This is a genomic window from Bacillus sp. YC2, from assembly GCF_019891195.1.
Lineage (GTDB): Bacteria > Bacillota > Bacilli > Bacillales > Bacillaceae > Bacillus.
This window is the reverse complement of the sequence record NZ_JAHXDO010000011.1, coordinates 125,482-145,351: the sequence shown is the minus strand read 5'-3', so window position 1 is coordinate 145,351 and position 19,870 is coordinate 125,482. Positions and strand designations below refer to the sequence as shown.

Here is a 19,870-nt window from a genome sequence, read left to right as displayed (position 1 = left end):
AAGACATCATCGTCGGCTCGCCGATTGCCGGCCGTCCGCATAAAGACCTTGAACCTGTACTCGGCATGTTCGTCAACACGCTCGCCATCAGGACTCAGCCAAAAGGCGGCAAACGGTTCACAGACTACTTAGAGGAAGTGCGCAAAACGGCGCTTGACGCTTTCGAGCATCAGGATTACCCGTTTGAAGAACTCGTTGAACAGCTCGGCGTTGTTCGCGACACAAGCCGCAATCCGCTGTTTGATGCCATGCTAGTCGTTCAAAATATGGAGCATGAGGAACTGCTTTTAGATGGATTGCATATTCAATCGGCTGATATTTCTCGGCCAGTTTCCAAATTTGATCTGACATTGCAGGCCTCCGAGGGAGACGGCGGCATTCATTTTCTGTTTGAATATGCAGCGGCTTTATTTAAAAAAGAAACGATGGAACGCTGGGCATCCCACTTTATGACGATGCTGCGGCACATCGCGCGTGATCCGGATACTGCCTTACAAGCGATCAGCATGCTGACTTCTAAAGAACAGGATCAGCTTTTGACAGACTTTAACAGCAATACTGATAAACAGCGGGCAGAAAAAACAGTTCATGAACTGTTTGTCTCACAGGCAAGAAAAACACCGAATGCGCCAGCACTCATCAGCGGGGAAGCCATGCTCACATACAAAGAATTAGATGAGTGGTCAAACAAAATAGCAAGAGCCTTACAAAGCCGGCAAATAGGACCGGATACCGCCGTAGGCATTTTGATTCCCCGGTCGATGGGACAAGTTGCGGCAGTCTTCGGTATTTGGAAAGCCGGGGGCGCATATGTTCCGATTGACCCTGAATATCCGGAGGAACGCAAACAGTATATCTTGTCAGATAGCGGGGCAGCATTGCTCATCACTGTAAATGAATCGATCCATAAAGTGCCTGACGGTTTTAAAGGTGAAGTGCTTGTGCTGGAAAAGATTCAGGAACAGAATGCCTCGGCGCTTCAGCCTGTTTCAGCGCCGCACCATTTGGCTTATATCATTTATACGTCGGGAACGACCGGCAAGCCGAAAGGTGTTATGGTCGAGCATCAAGCAGTCAGTCAAACGCTTCAATGGCGGAGCAGCTTTTATGATCTGAATGAGAAAGATACGGTGCTCCAGCTCTTCTCATTTTCCTTTGACGGATTCGTTACAAGTATGTTCACACCGCTTATATCCGGTGCGAAAGTCGCCGTTCCAACTGAAGAAGCAGCGAAAGATATTCTTGTGATTAAAAACCATCTGGCCGTTTACCGCGTCACCCATATGATTATCGTCCCTGTTTTGTATCGGACGCTGCTTGACGTACTTGAGCCGGGAGATGCCGAATTCCTGCGGATTGTAACATTAGCGGGAGAAGCAGCTGATCGCAATTTGATAAGCCGGAGTTTAGCGATATGCCCGGACACTGAGCTTGCCAATGAGTACGGACCGACAGAAAACAGTGTTGCCACCACCGCAGCAAGACACTTAAAACAAGATGAAGACGTAACGATCGGCCGTCCGATTGACCATACAAAAGTGTATATTTTAAACGGAAATTACCTGCAGCCGATCGGCGTAACCGGAGAACTTTGCATTACAGGCACCGGGCTTGCAAGAGGGTATCACAATCTTCCTCAACAAACGGCCCGGGCCTTCGTTCAAGACCCGTTCCATCCTGAGCGGCGGATGTATCGGACAGGTGATTTGGCCAAATGGCTGCCGGACGGCACACTGCAATATATCGGCCGAATGGACGAGCAAGTCAAAATTAGAGGCCACCGTGTGGAGCTGAAAGAAATCGAAGCGTCCCTCACAAATATAAGAGGAGTAAAAGAAGCAGCCGTGACAGTTCATGTTACCTCGATGGGCCAAAAGGAATTGTGCGCTTATATTGCGGCCGAGGATGGCACTGACAGCGGCACGGTGCAAAGAGCGCTTGCAAATGAAGTGCCGGCTTACATGGTTCCGGCGTTTTTTGAAACACTCGACGCCCTGCCTTTAACGCCAAACGGAAAGCTTGACCGCCGCGCGCTTCCGGCGCCGCGGAAAAAAGAGCAGACCCGGTCATTCACTGCGCCAGTCAGCGACATTGAAAAAGAATTGGCCGCCATTTGGAGTGAAGTGCTCGGAACAGAAAACATCGGAACGGATGAATCCTTTTTTGAGCTGGGCGGAGATTCCATCAAGGCCTTGCAAGTATCAGCCCGCTTACATCAGTCAGGAAAACAAATGGCTGTCAAAGACGTTTTCAGCCACCCGACAATTAAAGAACTGGCACACTATGTCCGTACAGAACAACGGCCGATCAGCCAAGCGCCTGTCGAAGGGGGAGTGCGATGGTCCCCGGTTCAAAAATGGTTTCTTGCACAAGACATGACAGAACCGAACCATTTTAACCAGTCGGTGATGCTGCACAGAAAAAACCCGATAGATGAAGCAGCATTAAAGAAAACGTTAAAAGCCATTACCGTTCATCACGATGCCTTGCGGCTGATCTGTATGAAAGACGAACAGGAGGGTCTTCGCCTCTACAATCGCCCTGCTGATGTAGAAGAAGAGACACTTTACAGCTTAAAAGTAATGAATTTGACAGAAAACGGCGGAGAGCAAGAGATTGAAAGGTTAATCAAACGCCAAGTCTGCAAGCTTCAAAGAGAAATGGACTTGGAGAACGGACCGCTCGTGCAAGCAGGGCTGTTCCGCACCGCGGGAGGAGATTACCTGTTTCTTTCCGTACACCATCTGGCCGTAGACGGCATGTCATGGCGGATCATATTAGAAGATTTGGCATCCGGTTATCAGCAGGCGCTCAGCGGAAATGAGATAAAACTGCCGCCGAAGACGGGGTCTTTCCAAGCCTATACGGAGCAATTGGCGCAATACGCCGAAAGCAGGCGTCTGCTCCAGCAATCAGAGCATTGGCGGGACATTGAACAATATGAAGCAGAAGCCCTGCCGCGTGAGCAGGCAGATACGAGCTTGTCTCCTATGAAAAAACGGGATACGGTGTCTTTCACTTTAACAGAACGGGAAACGAACGCCCTGCTGAAAGAAGTGCACAACGCCTATAATACGGATACCCAAGATATGCTTCTGGCTTCTGCCGTGCTCGCCATCCAGCAATGGGCTCCGCATCAGGCTTTAAAAATGGCGCTGGAAGGCCACGGCCGCCAATCAGAAGCAGAGAGCGCGGACATCAGCCGGACAGTAGGCTGGTTCACCGCCATTTATCCGGCGCTGTTCCGTCTTGAATCTAAGACACGATATGAAAACCTTGAAGAATATGAGATTCGTACATTAAAAACCGTAAAAGATACGTTAAGACGGATACCGGACAAAGGCATCGGATACGGCGTTCTCAAATACTTGACTCCGCCGGAACAGGCCGGCATAAAGTTCGGCAAAGCACCTGACATCAGCTTTAACTATCTCGGCCAATTCGACGCGGCCGGCGGGAACCCGGAAGAAACAGAACAGCCTGACGCGTTTACTTTCTCTCCATTAGGAGGCGGAGGTGATATGACGGACACATGGAAGCGGGAGCAGTCGCTTGATATCAGCGCTATATCGGCTAAAGGCAGGCTGACTGTAAACATGTCATATCAAACAGATCGCTTCAGGAAAGAAACTATCGAACGGCTTTCTGAAGACTGCCGGAGTTATCTCTTGAAGCTGATTGATCACTGTCTCAGCAAAACGGATACGGAGAAAACCGTCAGTGACTTTGATGATCGCGAGCTGACTGAGGAAGCATTACAAGACATTGCCGACTTACTCAGTTTCCATTAAAACCGAGCGGAGGAAAACATGGACAAAACGAAAAACATCCAAAACATTTATCCCCTCAGCCGCATGCAGGAAGGAATGCTTTTCCATTCCTTTCTGCAAGAGGAGGGGGCTGCATATATTGAACAATCCGTTTTCACAATAAAAGGACGGCTTCGTCTGGACTTGTTCCAACAAAGCATACAGTCGGTCATCAGCCGCCACGACATTTTCAGAACGGTTTTTTTGCCCCATGTCGCTCAGCTGGCGGGACCCCGCCAAGTCGTGTTACAAGAGCGAACCTTCCGTTTGCATGATGAAGATATCTCAACTTTGACGGAAGCTGAGCAAAACAGCTATATCAGCCGGTTCAAAGAATGTGACCGTTTAAAAGGCTTCGATTTGCAAAAGGATATGCTCATGAGGGTTTCTTTGTTAAAAACGGGCGCTGAGGAATATGTGTGCGTCTGGAGCCACCATCATATCTTAATGGACGGCTGGTGCCTCGGCATCGTGCTTCAGGAATTTATGCATATTTATCAAGCGATTGATTCGGGCAGACCTGTCTCATTACCGCACGTTAAACCTTACAGCGCCTATATTTCCTGGCTGACTGATCAGGATAATGATGAGGCTTCGGATTATTGGAAGCGGTATTTAGCGGGCTGCAATACGCCCGCGGGGCTTCCGAAGATATCGTCCCGGCCGGCGGAAAAAGGCTACCGGAAGAAAGAGCTGATGTTTTCATTAGATCAAGAACTGACGGACAAGCTGAAAACCGCAGCAAAAGAGCAGGGCGCCACTCTCGCCACTCTCATGCAAACGGTATGGGGCTTAATGCTCCAGCGTTATAACCGGACAGACGATGTCGTCTTCGGCGCCGTCGTATCGGGACGCCCTTCCGTCATTCCGGGAGTGGAAAAAATGATTGGCCTGTTTATCAATACCGTACCTGTGAGGATAAAGACAAGCGGAGAAACCTTTAAGGAGCTGCTACGCCGCTGCCAGAAAGAAATGCTGGATACAGAGGCATTCAGCTTTCATCCGCTTGCTGATATCCAGTCACATACTGTGCTGAAACAGGATTTAATCGACCATATTATCGTATTTGAAAACTATCCGCTCCAGCAGCAGATGGAAGACTCGGAAAACATGACGGATGCACCGTTCCGAATTGAAAATGTAAAGGTATCGGAACAATCAGGCTACAATTTTAATCTCGTGATTGCACCCGGCGATGAACTCATCATTAAATTCAGCTACAATGCAAACGTTTATGATGATTTATGGATGGAACGTGTAAAAGGGCATTTACAAGAAGCGCTGCGCTGCGCCGCCTCCAATCCCGATGTCCCGGCCGCCCGGCTTTCGATGCTCGGGCAGGAAGAGAGATCCAAAATTATCGGAGAGTTTAATGATACAAAAACGAGCTACGAAAAAGACAAAAGCATCATTGACTTATTTTGCAGTCAAGCAGAAAAAACACCGGATCACCAGGCGCTCCAGGCAGGCAGCCTGACAATGACATACAGGGAGCTGAATGAACAATCAACTGCATTTGCCCGCACTTTACAGGAAAACGGCTTGGCGCCACAGGGAATCGCAGGAATTTTGGCCGAACGTTCCCCGGAATTTATTATCTCTGTTCTCGCTGTTTTAAAAGCGGGAGGGACGTATCTTCCGCTTGACGCGGATCTTCCTCCCGAACGGATCAGTGACATGCTGAAAGAAAGCGGAGCGCAGATTTTGGCGGTGCAAAAAGGGATCAAGACTAATATTGATTTTTCGCAAAACGTATTGATTCCAGACGGCAAAGAGACGCAAACGGCTTCCGTCAGGGATCTGAATGTCAATACCGCTCCTGATGATTTGGCCTATATTATGTATACGTCAGGTTCAACAGGCAAACCAAAAGGAGTGATGATTTCACATCGGAACGTCGTATCTCTTGTGTCAAACAGCAATTACACATCAGCCGGCCCAAAGGACAGGCTCATATTAACCGGCTCAATCGGCTTTGACGCCGTCACTTTTGAAATGTTCGGGGCCCTTTTAAACGGAGCGTGCCTTCATGTGATTGACCGCTCGACCATGCTTGCACCGGTCCGATTCGGCAGCTATTTGCTTGAAAACCGCATTACAGTTCTGTTTTTGACAACAGCTCTCTTTAATCAGTTCGCTCAAGCAAAGCCCGACATGTTTTCCGGTTTGCACACCTTATATGTCGGCGGAGAGGCTCTGTCACCCGCGCTCATGAATACGGTCAGACAGCGATGCCCGAATCTCAGCCTTTATAACATATACGGGCCGACGGAAAATACGACATTTTCAACCTTTTTTGAAATCAAACAAGATTTCTCACAGCCTATCCCGATCGGCAAACCGATCAGCAATTCAACCGCCTTTATCATCGACAAAAACGGCCGGCTTGCGCCGATCGGCGTTCCCGGTGAGCTTTGCGTCGGCGGTGACGGGGTTGCAAAAGGGTATTTACACAGACCTGAATTAACAAAAGAAGCATTTGTGCAGCATCCGTTTTACCCGGGAGAAAAGATGTACAAAACCGGCGATCTGGCACGCTGGCTTCCTGATGGAAATATAGACTATATCAGCCGGATTGACCGGCAATTCAAGATTCGCGGCAAACGAATCGAACCGGCAGAAATCGAAGCGAGACTGACCGAGATTGAAGGGATACAAGAAGCTGCGGTTGCTATTCTTTCAGAAGAAGGAGAAGAGGCAATCCTTTGCGCGTATTATACAGGTATCCAAATGGAGGATAGAACCATACGTTCATTATTGGCAAGGTCGCTTCCGGATTATATGATTCCGAATTACTGGATAAAGCTTGACCGTATGCCGCTTACCGCAAACGGCAAAGTCGACCGCCGCGCTCTTCCTTTGCCAGAACGTAAACAAGCTGAAAGAAATATAATTCCGCCGCGAAACTGGGTTGAACGGGAACTGATAGAGATCTGGAAGCCGATACTCGGTATAGCGGAGCTCGGCATTCAAGACGACTTCTTCGAGCTTGGCGGCCATTCGTTAAAAGCGTTACAAGTCATCCACCAGCTGAAGAACAGCCAGCAGATGGATGTCCCGATCGAATTATTATTCGAAAATCCGACAATCGAACAATTAGCAGAAAAGCTGTATTCCCGGCAGCTGAGCACAGCAGCCGAGCAGCATATCAGCAGATTGAATCAGCCGGCTGGGCCGAATCTTTTCTGTTTCCCGCCTATCTCAGGATTTGGTATTTTCTTCAAAGAACTTGCATCAGCATTAAATGGCCAATCCACTGTGTACGCCTTTAACTTTATTGAAGAAGACAGCAGAATGGAGCAATACATTGATAAAATCATTGACATCCAGCCAAAAGGCCCTTATATCCTTTTAGGGTATTCGGCAGGCGGGAATACGGCGTTTGAGGCTGTAAAAGCGATGGAAAGCCGCGGACTGGAGGTCAGTGACCTCATTATCGCAGATGCCTACAGAAAGCTTGAGGCACTGCCGCCGCAGCCAAACAGCACAACAGCCGATAACGTCCCGGATCCGGTCAGAGAAGCGGTCATTAAAAAGACGGCAAGCTATCAAACGTATTGGGCGAAGCTGATCAATGACGGCCAAATTGCTGCAAACATTCATTTTATTGAAGCCGGAATCGAGGAACATCACGGTGACATGAAGCGGCAAAAATGGGAGGGCGCCTCAAAAGGACTCTATCAGGAATATCAAGGGGCAGGTGCCCATAAGGATATGTTTGAAGCGGCCTTTGTCCAGCAAAATGCAAAGGTGATACAACATATCGTCGCAAGCAGCGGCAAACAGTTAGAGCGCCATCTGTAAAATCCGCCGGAATGGTTCGCTGAGACAGAGGGCAAGATAGGGAAAAAATCCAGTGTTTTTGGAGGCTTGTCATGACTAACCTATCTTGGCTCACATATTTGATGATTATCCTTGCGAGCTACCGCCTGACCCATTTAATTGTCTTTGATAAGATTACAGAATTTATCCGCAAACCCTTTACAAAACAAGAAAAAACGATAGACGCAGCAGGGCATGTCGGACAAAAACACGTACCGTCCTCTACATTCGGTTACATGCTGCAATGCTATTGGTGTGCGGGCGTCTGGTGCGCCATATTGATCGGCATTTGCTATCTGATATGGCCCCGCTATGCAAATCCGGTTATTTTCATTCTGTCAATTGCCGGTGCGCAGGCGATTCTTGAAACGTTTGTCGGCGTCGGAACGAAAGTGATAGACGTGTTGGCCGCCATGAAACATAAAAAGTCCTAAAGCAGTTTTTATTGCTTTAGGACTTTTTTCTTTCTCTATAGGCTGAGAGGAGCAAAGAAGCCCCCTGTATTCACCGCCCCGCCCGCTTTAGAATACCGTAAAGCAGGGAGGGGGAGAAAAATGAAAGGCTGCCGTCCGAGCATCATATGGTTTTTCACCGTTTTACTGACAGCCGGCATCTTCAGCGCTTCAGCGTCCGCAGCACCCTTGAAAGAACCTCAGCCAGACAGGGAAATGAGGGCGGTATGGATTGCCTCAGTAACCAATATCGACTGGCCTTCTAAAAAAGGGCTGTCTCCAGATGAGCAAAAAAAGGAATTTATGAAGCTGCTTGATGACGTGCAAGCGATGGGGATGAATGCCGTTGTTGTCCAAATTAAGCCCACGGCCGACGCATTTTATCCATCGGATTACGGGCCTTGGTCCGAATACTTGACAGGAACACAGGGGAAAAATCCCGGGTATGATCCGCTCGCTTTTTTAGTTGAAGAAACCCACAAACGCAATCTGGAATTCCACGCCTGGTTTAATCCTTACCGGATCACAATGAATCACACAAATTTGGATGCGCTTTCAGCCGATCATCCGGCACGCGCCCACCCTGATTGGGTCGCTGCCTATGGCAAACAGCTGTATTATAATCCGGGACTTCCCGAGGTGAGACAGTTTATAGTCGATGGGATCAAAGAAGCAGTCAGCCGTTATGACATTGATGCCGTTCATATGGATGATTATTTTTATCCTTATAAAATCGCCGGACAGGAATTTCCCGATCATGCCGCGTACGAGCAATACGGAAAAGCGCATTTTGCCAGCATTGATGACTGGCGGAGAGATAACGTCAATCGGCTCGTAAAACAAATAAACCAAACCATAAAAAAAGAAAAACCGTATGTTAAATTCGGGATCAGCCCTTTCGGCGTATGGAGAAATGCGGCTGATGACCCGACAGGCTCCAACACTTCCGCAGGTGTCCGAAATTACGATGATTTATACGCGGACACAAGAGAATGGATTCAAAAGGGGTATATCGATTATATTACACCGCAAATATACTGGAGCATCGGATTTAAGGCAGCGGCATATGACGTCCTGGCTGATTGGTGGAGCAGGGAAGTGAAGAATCGCCAAGTACATTTATATATCGGGCAGGCATCTTATAAAATCAATAACAATGCCGATCCAGCCTGGTCAGATGCTGAAGAATACGGAAGACAGATCCGATTGAACCGTCAATCTGAGCTGGTTAAAGGCAGCATGCACTTCAGCTTAAAGGATCTAAACCGCAATCCGCTCGAAGTGAAAAGCCGCTTGATCAGCGATTTTTACAGCCGTCCCGCGTTAATTCCCGAGATGCCCTGGCTCGGTCATTCTGCCTTAAAGCAGCCGGCAATCAAACGGGTGTCAAAAAGCGCCTCAGGACATACGATCTATATTGAAGACTCCAAATCAAATGGCAAAAAGACTGCATATTACGCCATTTATCGGGCGGAAAAAGGGAAACCGCCTTATTTGGTGGATACGGTAAGAAAGACCGCTTCACGAAAGCAAACATTTTCAGATACTGATACACAGGCAGGGAGCACCTGCACCTATATCGTGACATCCGTTGACAGGCTGCATCATGAAAGCAAGCCCTCAGCAAAACGATCCGTAAAATAGCTCCTTTCTCAAACTGACAGTCACGCGCTGTCAGTTTTTTTATTTGATCAGTCCGAATGTTCAGACTTCATTTGGATGGAATGAATAAAGACCCCCATTAATAAAATGTAGAAAGCAGCAGAAGGAGGAAGGTCAATGAATTTTGAACTGACAAAAGAACAGCAAATGGTGCGTGAAATGGTCAGAGATTTCGCCAAGAAAGAAATTGCTCCAAAAGCACATGAGGTTGATCAATCAGCCGTCTTCCCGATTGACACATTTAAAAAAATGGGTGAGCTTGGGCTGCTCGGAATTTCGTTTCCGGAAGCATATGGCGGATCGGGCGGCGACACCGTTTCTTATGCATTAGCCGTTGAAGAAATCGGAAAAGCCTGCGGCAGTACGGGGTTAAGCTATGCGGCGGCCGTGTCACTCGGCGCAAGCCCCTTATATTACTTCGGAACGGAACAGCAAAAACAAGAACACCTTATCCCGCTTGCTTCCGGAAAGGCGCTCGGCTCATTCGGGCTGACAGAACCAAATGCCGGGTCAGATGCGGGCGGAACGCAGACAAAAGCAGAGCGGAAGGGTGATAAATATGTGATCAAAGGAGAGAAATGCTGGATCACAAACGCCAATTACGCCCGCACGGTTATTGTCACAGCCGTCACCGGTAAAAACGAGGCCGGAAAAAACATCATCTCAGCCCTCATTGTCCCGACAGACACACCGGGATTTACAATCACTAATCCTTACGACAAGATGGGTGTCAGAGGATCGGATACAGCCGAACTTTTGCTCGAAGATGTCCGGGTTCCCGCTGATTATCTGCTCGGCGATCCTGCAAAGGGCTTTAAACAATTCCTTTATACATTAGACGGCGGCCGGATTTCCATTGCGGCGCTTGCTGTCGGCATCGCTCAAGGAGCACTGGAGGCATCGTTGTCTTACGCGAAGGAACGCAGGCAGTTCGGCAGCTCCATCTCATCTTTTCAAGCGATTCAGTTTAAGCTTGCGGACATGGCAATGGAAATTGAACTCGCCAGACAAATGGTATTAAAAGCGGCCTGGCTGAAAGATCAGGAGCTCCCGTTTACAAAAGAAGCGGCCTATGCCAAGCTGTTTGCATCAGAAATGTCCGTCAGAACGTGCCTTCAGGCCATTCAAATTCACGGCGGATCAGGCTATATGAAAGAATACGGAGTAGAACGCATGCTTCGCGACGCAAAGCTGATGGAAATCGGCGAAGGAACATCAGAAATTCAAAGAATGGTAATCGCAAGACAGCTGCTGAAGTGAAATGAAAACGTTTACCAACAGTGAAAGGAGGCGGATCATATGGCTGATCTTATCCATTTGACAGCCGGCAGACTATTAGAGCGGACTGCCGAACTGGTGCCCGATCATGACGCCGTTGTTTATCCCGATCGCGGTCTTCGTTATACGTATGCCGAGTTTGACCTATTATGCCGCCAAACAGCAAAAGGCCTTATGAAGCTGGGGATTCAAAAAGGAGATCATGTGGCCATATGGGCATCCAATATACCGGAATGGCTGGCCGCGCAGTTTGCAACGGCGAAAATCGGAGCCGTCCTCGTCACGATTAATACAAACTTTCAGACCGCTGAGCTGGATTATCTGCTTACCCATTCAGATGTTTCCACTCTCATCATCATGGAGTCCTATCGGCAGACATCTTATGCCGATGTTGTGAATAAACTAATTCCTGAGCTGAAGCATTCCGAGCCCGGGCAGCTGTGCTCAAAACGATATCCGTTTTTACAAACGGTTTTATTCATCGGTGATAAAAGCCCGCCGGGAATGTATCAATGGGATTTACTGCTCGAGGACGCTAAAGCCGTGACGGATGAAGAGCTTGACGGGAGAATGGACAGCCTGAAAAAGGATGATTGCATCCACATGCAGTATACATCGGGCACGACCGGATTTCCGAAAGGTGTCATGCTCTCACATTTTAATATCGTAAATAACGCAGCCAATATTGCAGAATGTATGAAACTTACGTCCAGTGACCGCCTATGTATCCCCGTGCCGTTTTTCCATTGCTTCGGTTGCGTGCTCGGCGTGCTGGCATGTGTTTCAGCAGGCGCGGCGATGATACCCGTAGAACAATTTTCTCCCGAAACCGTGCTGAAAACGGCTGAGCAAGAAGCCTGTACGGCGCTCCACGGCGTTCCGACGATGTTTATCGCCCTGCTTCAAAACAGCCGTTTTTCTCAATACGACCTTTCTCATATCAGAACCGGAATTATGGCAGGATCTGCATGCCCCGCGGAGGTCATGAAAGAAGTGATCGGCAAAATCGGCATGACAGATATTACGATTGCCTACGGGCAAACGGAAGCATCACCGGTCATTACGCAAACAAGAACCGATGATTCATTTAAAAGAAGAGTGGAAACGGCAGGGCGCGCTTTGCCGCATATCGAGATCAAAATCGTGCGTCCCGGAACATCGGATGAAGTGCCGCGCGGTGAACAGGGGGAGCTTTGCACCCGCGGATACCATGTCATGAAAGGCTACTACAAAAACGAAGAAGCAACAAAAGAAGCCATTGACACAGACGGCTGGCTTCATACCGGTGACTTGGCTGTCATGGATGAAGACGGCTACTGCCGGATCACAGGCCGATTAAAAGATATGCTGATCAGAGGCGGCGAAAATATTTATCCGCGGGAGATTGAAGAATTACTGTACCGCCACCCCGCAGTAGCCGATGTCCAAGTCGTCGGAGTGCCTGATCCGAAATACGGGGAAGAAGCTGCTGCATGGATCAGGCTGAAAAAGGGACAAACCGCTTCAGAAGAGGACATCAAAACATACTGCAAAGAAAAAATAGCCCGCTATAAAGTGCCCCGGTATGTATTGTTTACTGATGAGTATCCCATGACAGCGTCAGGAAAAATTCAGAAATTCAAGCTGAGAGAAAAAACGATTGAAGAGCTCAGGTTATGTTAACGATAAAGGAGGGCTTCACATTTGTTTAATAAAGTCCTGATTGCCAACAGAGGAGAAATCGCCTTAAGAATTATCCGCACTTGCAAACGTCTCGGCATCCCCGCGGTTTCTGTCTATTCAGAAGCCGACGAAGGCGCCCTGCATACAAAAGCTGCGGATGAAGCTTACCCGATCGGAAAATCGAGAGTAAATGAAAGCTATTTACATATCGATAGAATCATAGCGGCCGCAAAAGAAGCAAAGGCAGACGCCATTCATCCCGGCTACGGACTGCTGTCAGAAAACAGCCGTTTTGCCGAACGATGCCAAAAAGAAAATATAACGTTCATCGGCCCGCCTGCCTCTATCATCGCAAAGATGGGCAGCAAAATAGAGGCCAGAAAAACGATGGAACACGCGGAAGTCCCGATTGTGCCCGGCGTCTCAGAACCCTTGCCTGATGCTCAATCGGCTTTGGCGGCAGCCCGCACCATCGGTTTTCCGGTCATGCTGAAAGCTTCAGCGGGGGGAGGCGGAATCGGCATGCAGCTTGTGCATACAGAGGATGAGCTGGTAAAAGCCTTTGAAGGAAATCAAAAGCGTGCCGCTTCCTTTTTCGGAGACGGCTCGATGTATATGGAAAAAGTCATTGAAAATGCCCGTCATATCGAAATTCAAATTCTCGCAGACTCTTACGGAAACACTGTGCATTTGTTTGAACGTGATTGCTCCGTTCAAAGACGCCACCAAAAAGTGATAGAAGAAGCGCCTTCTCCTTTTGTCGACGGCGAATTGCGGCAAAGGCTCGGTGAAACCGCCGTAAAAGCCGCCAAATCGATCGGCTACCGCAATGCAGGTACGATTGAATTTCTCGTAGATCAAGACAAACAAATCTATTTCTTAGAGATGAATACAAGACTACAAGTCGAGCACCCGGTAACAGAGGAAATTACGGGATTTGATCTCGTAGAAGAACAGCTGAAAATCGCGGCAGGGAAAGCATTGTCCTTCACCCAACAGGACATCACCCACAGCGGGCATGCGATAGAAGTGCGGATTTATGCAGAGGACCCCGTCACCTTTTATCCGTCACCCGGCACAATCTCGTCCTTCTCCGTCTTGCGCCACCCGGAAGTCAGACATGAATGTGCCGTCGCAAACGGGAGCATCGTTTCCCCTTTTTACGACCCGATGATCGCCAAAATGATTGTCACGGGGCAAACGAGAAAACGAGCAATTGAACAACTGAAAACCGCTCTTCGCGAATATCATGTAGAAGGAATCAAAACCAATATTCCGCTGCTTGAAAAGATTGCCCATTCAGAAGCTTTTGAAAAGGGCGAAACAACGACCGATTTTTTAGAATCAGCGAAATAAGGAGGCGTCAAGATGAGCGTCATAAAGATTCAAATGGCGGGGAACCTTTGGAAAATCCATGTCAAAGCAGGCGATGTCGTTGAGGAAGGCCAGGAAGTCGCTATCCTCGAATCTATGAAAATGGAAATTCCGATTATTGCAGATACCGCGGGAACCGTAAAAGAAGTGAAAAAAAATGAAGGAGATTTTACCGATGAAGGAGAGGTATTGATAGAGCTTCAATAAACGAGGAGGTGCAGCATGAAATGTCCGAAGCATGTCCGCATCAATGAAGTAGGACCGCGTGACGGCTTGCAAAATGAATCGGCATGGGTGGAAACTGAGGATAAAATCACGTGGATCAACATGCTGTCACAGACAGGCCTGCCTTACATTGAAGTGACTTCCTTTGTGCACCCAAAATGGATTCCGGCTCTTCGGGACGGACTGAAAGTCGCAAAGGGCATCACGCGGTCAGAAAACACGGTTTACGCGGCACTCGTCCCTAACCGGATCGGGCTGGAACGTGCGATAGAAGGCGGGATCAATCAGGCTTGTGTGTTTTTATCAGCAAGCGAAACCCATAATCAAAAAAATGTGAACAAACCGATTGACCAAACCGTTCAGCAGCTGAAACAGGTCATTGCTGAGGCGAAAGAAGCAAATCTGGCCACAAGAGCTTATTTGTCCACGGTATTTGGCTGCCCTTATGAACAGAACGTGCCGGTCGAGCAAGTCGTCCGCCTGTCAGAGACGCTGCTCGAAATGGGAGTTGACGAACTATCGCTGGGTGACACAATCGGTGCGGCAAACCCAGTGCAGGTCATAACTGTTCTTGAGGCCCTTTTGCCAAGGTTTCCTATCTCACAAATCGCACTGCATTTTCATGATACGAGAGGCACGGCACTCGCCAATATCATTCCCGCCCTTGATATGGGGATTACATCCTTTGATACCTCCTCAGGCGGCCTGGGCGGCTGTCCGTACGCTCCCGGATCAGCAGGCAATGCCGCCACAGAAGACGTCATTTATATGCTCGAACAAATGGGAATCGACACAGGAACAGATATGAACAAACTTCTTACGTCCGCTGCATGGATAGAGAAAAAAATCGGCAAAAGCCTGCCAAGCAGAAATCTGCAAGCGTTTAAAACGACATGAGAAAGGAGAAGCCATGGGAGATCATGTCCAGTTTTCACCGTATAAAGAAACAATCGGCCTGATCACGCTGAACCGCCCGCAAGCCGCAAATGCGCTGTCATCACAAATGATCGATGAATTACAAAGTATCATCCGGCACATCAAAAACACGCCATCCATCCGCTGTGTCATTCTTACCGGCATTGGAAACACATTTTGCGCGGGTGCTGATTTGAAAGAAAGAGCGGGAATGAACCATGAACAAGTTAAACAAAGTGTCGGACGCATCGGAGAAACAGCTTCTTCTATTGAATCCCTTCCGCATCCGGTCATTGCGGCTTTAAACGGAACCGCGGTCGGAGGAGGTCTTGAACTGGCGCTCGCCTGTGATATTAGAATGGCCGCCAGCCATGCCAGCTTCGGTCTCCCGGAAACAGGGTTAGCGATTATTCCGGGAGCGGGAGGGACGCAGAGGCTGCCTCGGCTCGTCGGGCCCGGTGCGGCAAAAGAACTGATTTACACCGGCCGGCGCATCACAGCAAAAGAAGGAAAAGACATCAGCCTGATCGAGCATGTATGTGATGCAGAAGAACTCATGGAACAAGCGAAAACACTGGCCAGCCGGATCGCGGCCAACGGCCCGATTGCGGTCAGACAAGCAAAATTCGCTATAAACAAAGGCTTAGAGGCTGACCTCAATACAGGCCTCGCCCTTGAACAAAAAGCTTACGAAACGGTCATACCGACACTTGACAGAGAAGAGGGCTTGCGCGCCTTTGGTGAAAAAAGACCCCCTGAATACAAAGGAAAATAAAACATGGAGGGAATCGGATGGATTACGAAAAAGAAAGACAGGAACGGAGCAAAACCATTGAAAAGGGAGGAGCGGAGAAGTACCACGCAAGCAACGAAAAGAAAGGGAAACTTTTTGTCAGAGACAGGCTGAAGCTTTTATTTGATGACGGCATAGCATTTGAGGACGCTTTTTTTGCCGAATGCATGTCAGATGGGCTTCCTGCTGACGGAGTCGTTACAGGAATCGGGACAATTAACGGCAGAACCGTCTGTGTCATGGCGAACGATTCAACCGTAAAGGCCGGTTCCTGGGGCGCGAAAACGGCGGAAAAAATCATCCGTATTCAGGAGACGGCGGAAAAACTGCAATGCCCGCTCTTATACTTAGTCGATTCAGCAGGGGCGAGAATCACGGATCAAGTCGACATGTTTCCGGGACGAAGGGGAGCCGGGCGCATCTTTTACAATCAAGTAAAGCTGTCGGGACGCATTCCGCAAATCTGTTTATTGTTCGGTCCATCTGCGGCAGGCGGCGCATACATTCCGGCATTTTGCGACATCGTCATCATGGTGGAAGGCAATGCTTCCATGTACTTAGGTTCTCCGCGCATGGCTGAAATGGTGATCGGCGAAAAAGTATCGCTCGAAGAAATGGGAGGGGCACGCATGCATTGCTCCGTTTCAGGCTGCGGAGATGTACTTGCCCGGACGGAACAGGAAGCAATTGAACTGGCGCAGGCATATCTCACCTACTTCCCGGCGAATTATACAGAAAAAGCTCCCGTAAGCGGCTTCAGGCACCCTAAAGCATTTGAAAAACCGCTCTCAGAGGTGATCCCAACACATCAAAATGCGCCGTTCAATATGATGGACTTAATCGAACGGGTCATCGATGAAGATTCCTTTTTTGAGATAAAAGAATTATTTGCACAGGAATTAATAACGGGGCTCGCAAGAATTCACGGACAGCCGGTCGGCATCATCGCCAACCAGCCGCGTGTGAAAGGCGGAGTTTTATTTCTCGACTCAGCCGATAAAGCGGCCAAATTTATCGCCCTGTGCGACGCATTTCATATCCCGCTCCTCTTTTTAGCAGACATACCCGGTTTTATGATCGGAACGAAAGTTGAGCAGGCCGGCATTATCCGCCATGGCGCAAAAATGATTTCTGCAATGGCTGAAGCGACCGTGCCGAAGCTCTCAGTCATCGTCAGAAAGGCTTACGGGGCCGGTTTATACGCGATGGCAGGGCCTGCGTTTGAACCGGATTGCTGTTTAGCGCTTCCGACGGCGCAAATTGCCGTAATGGGGCCGGAAGCCGCGGTTAATGCGGTGTACGCAAACAAAATCAACGAGCTTTCCCCTGAAGACCGGACTGCCTTTATCCAAGAAAAACGGGACGAATATAAAGAAGACATCAACCTTTACCGCCTGGCCTCTGAAATGGTGATTGACGGCATCGTTCCCGCTGATTCACTGCGCGCGGAGCTCAATCAGCGGCTGACCGCCTATATGTCCAAACAATTGACATTCACCCGCCGAAAACATCCCGTTTATCCTGTATAAGCTGCTGACAACCCATAAAAAAAAGACTGCATAGAGATCGGTCAAAAACCGTTCTTCTGCGCAGTCTCATTTTTTTAGTGTCTGGCTTTCATTTTCTTTATGATAAAGTATACAACAATGAATACGAGAGCCAATATAATGATCGGCGTTGTATACATTCCCGCATAATTGTCGACATCTTCCCACTGTCCGCCGAGCTGATACCCGAGATAAACAAAGATGATAGACCACGGAATAATCGCCAGCGTCGTCAATATGACAAATCTGGAAAACGGCATTTTCGCCAAACCCGCCGGGATGGAAATCGCGTGTCTGACGACAGGAATAAACCGCGCCGAAAACACCACTCCGGCGCCGTATCTTCGAAACCAGTTTTCAGCGACATCAATGTGATGCTTTTTCAACAGTAAATACTTGCCGTACTTGTCCAAAAACGGCCTGCCGCCGTAACGGGCGATCCAGTAAATAAAGCACTGCGCGATCGTGCCTCCGATCACGCCGGCGATAATCGCGCCGATAAAACTGATCGTGCCTTCTGATACCATGTAGCCTCCGTAAGCCAAAACAATTTCACTCGGAATAATTTCAATCATCAGCCCGATCGCAATCCCTAAATAGCCCATACTTGTCAGCCAGGATAATATCTCACTAATAAAATTGCCCACATTGTTCACAACCTCTTTATCTTTTTACCCAATTATATGACTGATTGACAAGCAAAATGGTTACAAATTATTTTTTATCCCATTATTTCTTTAGATTCTCTTTTTAAAACCTCTTCTAAATAAGATAAAAGTTTCGGCCTCATTTCTTCCCGCAGCAGTCCGATTTCCGTACTCGCCTTAAAGCAGCCGAGCTTATCGCCTATATCAAAACGGCTCCCTTCAAGCTCCCGTGCATAGATGCTGCGGTTTCTGCACACCTCCCGCAGCGCATCGGTTAATTGAATTTCGTTCCCCGCACCTCTTTCGATTGTTTTCAAAACTTGAAAAATGGAAGGATTCAATACGTAGCGCCCCATTACAGCGATATGGGAGGGCGCCTTTTCGGGAGAAGGCTTTTCAACCAAATCCTCAACCTGATACACATGCTGCTTGTGCTGCGGCGTCTGAATAATGCCGTACTTGCTGACGTCAGCAGGCTCGACAGGCTGTACCCCGACCACCTCCGTGCCGTATTCATCATATACGTCTATCAGCTGCAAAAGAGCGGGAGTATCAGACACCATGATATCATCCCCTAAGAGAACGGCAAATGGCTCATCACCGATAAAATGCTCTGCGCACAGCACGGCATGACCCAACCCGAGCGGCTCTTTTTGGCGGATATAATGAATATTGGCTAAGTTGGCGATCTGCCGCATTTCCTCAAGCATTTCCGTTTTGCCTTTTTCCTTCAGGCTAAATTCCAGCTCCGCCGAGCGGTCAAAATGATCTTCAATCGAGCGTTTGTTTCTTCCTGTAATGATTAAGATATCCTCAATGCCTGATTGAACGGCCTCTTCTACGATATATTGGATAGCGGGTTTATCAACGATCGGAAGCATCTCCTTCGGCTGCGCCTTTGTTGCCGGTAAAAATCTCGTTCCTAAGCCCGCTGCGGGAATAACCGCTTTTCTCACTTTTTTATTCATCCATTTCCACTCCTAGTCTTGTATGTTTTTCAATGAATCTCCAAATACCCAAATCCGATTTCCGATAAAGTTCATCACCATTCCGCCGGCCGTTGCAGTCAGCTTGCTCACTAAGAGCGAGCATCCGCCTTTTTGAAAAGCGTAAATCAATAAAAAGGTAATACCGGAAGCGGCAATATTGATGATCAGAAAGCGGACAATCTCCTTCCCGTCCGCCTTATGCTCTGCACGAAACGTCCATTTCCGATTCCACACATAGCTGTTTGCGACACCCGCCGTATAGGAACAGACCTGCGCCAGCAGATAAGGGACATGAAAAGCGGTGAGAAGAAAGAAGACACCGAAATCAATCAAAGTATTGCCGACGCCGACCGTGCAAAAACGGAATAACGTCATCATTTTTTCTTTCAGCATAACGGCATACGATTTTGACCTCCCTTCATAACAAATTGCTGATGGCTGTGTTTATTGTTGATAGTGACTACTTTAGCGGACAGTGTTGAATAAACAATTACTAAAATATGAACAAAAAATGAAAAAGCTTTGATTTTTCCAAGGAGCCGGCGGGGAAGTGACAGCCTTGATCAGATCATGGTTATGATGGCATGATGCGCCGAAAAAACTGGCAATGAACGAGATCAACTACCAAATTTATCTCAGCGAAAAGACAAAAGAGACCTTTCATTCTCTTTTGTCTTTTTTTGATGACAGCCCGT

The 19,870-nt window shown here is 48.3% G+C and carries 14 protein-coding genes; 11 read left to right on the top strand and 3 right to left on the bottom strand.

The window, feature by feature from the left end; translation table 11 throughout:
* The 11 genes from KY305_RS16460 to KY305_RS16410 all read left to right on the top strand — a co-directional run.
* Positions 1-3,791: non-ribosomal peptide synthetase (locus tag KY305_RS16460; RefSeq protein WP_223063458.1), on the top strand; the 3,791-nt coding region annotated here is incomplete at its 5' end.
* A gap of 18 nt (positions 3,792-3,809) precedes the next feature.
* Complete coding sequence (locus KY305_RS16455) at positions 3,810-7,613, top strand: non-ribosomal peptide synthetase (protein ID WP_223063457.1); 3,804 nt, start codon at positions 3,810-3,812, stop codon at positions 7,611-7,613.
* Positions 7,614-7,684: 71 nt separating this feature from the next.
* A complete protein-coding gene (locus tag KY305_RS16450; RefSeq protein WP_214804088.1) occupies positions 7,685-8,065 on the top strand; it encodes a DUF1360 domain-containing protein in 381 nt (126 codons plus the stop codon).
* Positions 8,066-8,185: 120 nt separating this feature from the next.
* Positions 8,186-9,727 carry a glycoside hydrolase family 10-like protein gene (locus tag KY305_RS16445; protein ID WP_223063456.1) on the top strand — a complete coding sequence of 514 codons (1,542 nt, stop codon included), beginning with the start codon at positions 8,186-8,188 and terminating at the stop codon, positions 9,725-9,727.
* A 135-nt stretch (positions 9,728-9,862) separates the two neighbouring features.
* A complete protein-coding gene (locus KY305_RS16440) occupies positions 9,863-11,005 on the top strand; it encodes an acyl-CoA dehydrogenase family protein (RefSeq protein ID WP_223063455.1) in 1,143 nt (380 codons plus the stop codon).
* A gap of 39 nt (positions 11,006-11,044) precedes the next feature.
* Entirely contained in the window at positions 11,045-12,685 is a 1,641-nt protein-coding gene (locus KY305_RS16435; protein ID WP_223063454.1) for an AMP-binding protein, read from the top strand.
* A gap of 21 nt (positions 12,686-12,706) precedes the next feature.
* Positions 12,707-14,041, top strand: a complete 1,335-nt coding sequence (locus KY305_RS16430) for an acetyl-CoA carboxylase biotin carboxylase subunit (RefSeq protein WP_223063453.1) — start codon at positions 12,707-12,709, stop codon at positions 14,039-14,041.
* 12 nt (positions 14,042-14,053) lie between these two features.
* Positions 14,054-14,266, top strand: a complete 213-nt coding sequence (locus KY305_RS16425; protein ID WP_223063452.1) for an acetyl-CoA carboxylase biotin carboxyl carrier protein subunit — start codon at positions 14,054-14,056, stop codon at positions 14,264-14,266.
* 15 nt (positions 14,267-14,281) lie between these two features.
* The gene (locus KY305_RS16420; RefSeq protein ID WP_223063451.1) at positions 14,282-15,181 is read left to right on the top strand and encodes a hydroxymethylglutaryl-CoA lyase; all 900 of its coding nucleotides are present in this window, start codon (positions 14,282-14,284) and stop codon (positions 15,179-15,181) included.
* A 13-nt stretch (positions 15,182-15,194) separates the two neighbouring features.
* Positions 15,195-15,974, top strand: a complete 780-nt coding sequence (locus KY305_RS16415) for an enoyl-CoA hydratase (RefSeq protein WP_223063450.1) — start codon at positions 15,195-15,197, stop codon at positions 15,972-15,974.
* Positions 15,975-15,991: 17 nt separating this feature from the next.
* Positions 15,992-17,521: an acyl-CoA carboxylase subunit beta gene (locus KY305_RS16410; protein WP_223063449.1), complete on the top strand. Its 1,530-nt coding sequence runs from the start codon at positions 15,992-15,994 to the stop codon at positions 17,519-17,521.
* A gap of 74 nt (positions 17,522-17,595) precedes the next feature.
* On the opposite strand, the gene uptA is transcribed toward KY305_RS16410, so the two are convergent.
* The 3 genes from uptA to KY305_RS16395 all read right to left on the bottom strand — a co-directional run bounded on the left by uptA (position 17,596) and on the right by KY305_RS16395 (position 19,568).
* Complete coding sequence (uptA, locus tag KY305_RS16405; protein ID WP_214804097.1) at positions 17,596-18,186, bottom strand: undecaprenyl phosphate transporter UptA; 591 nt, start codon at positions 18,184-18,186, stop codon at positions 17,596-17,598.
* A gap of 74 nt (positions 18,187-18,260) precedes the next feature.
* Positions 18,261-19,154 (bottom strand): UTP--glucose-1-phosphate uridylyltransferase GalU, encoded by an 894-nt coding sequence (gene galU / locus KY305_RS16400; protein WP_223063448.1) that lies wholly within the window; start codon positions 19,152-19,154, stop codon positions 18,261-18,263.
* Positions 19,155-19,166: 12 nt separating this feature from the next.
* Positions 19,167-19,568 carry a GtrA family protein gene (locus tag KY305_RS16395; protein ID WP_223063447.1) on the bottom strand — a complete coding sequence of 134 codons (402 nt, stop codon included), beginning with the start codon at positions 19,566-19,568 and terminating at the stop codon, positions 19,167-19,169.
* Positions 19,569-19,870 lie beyond the last annotated feature (302 nt).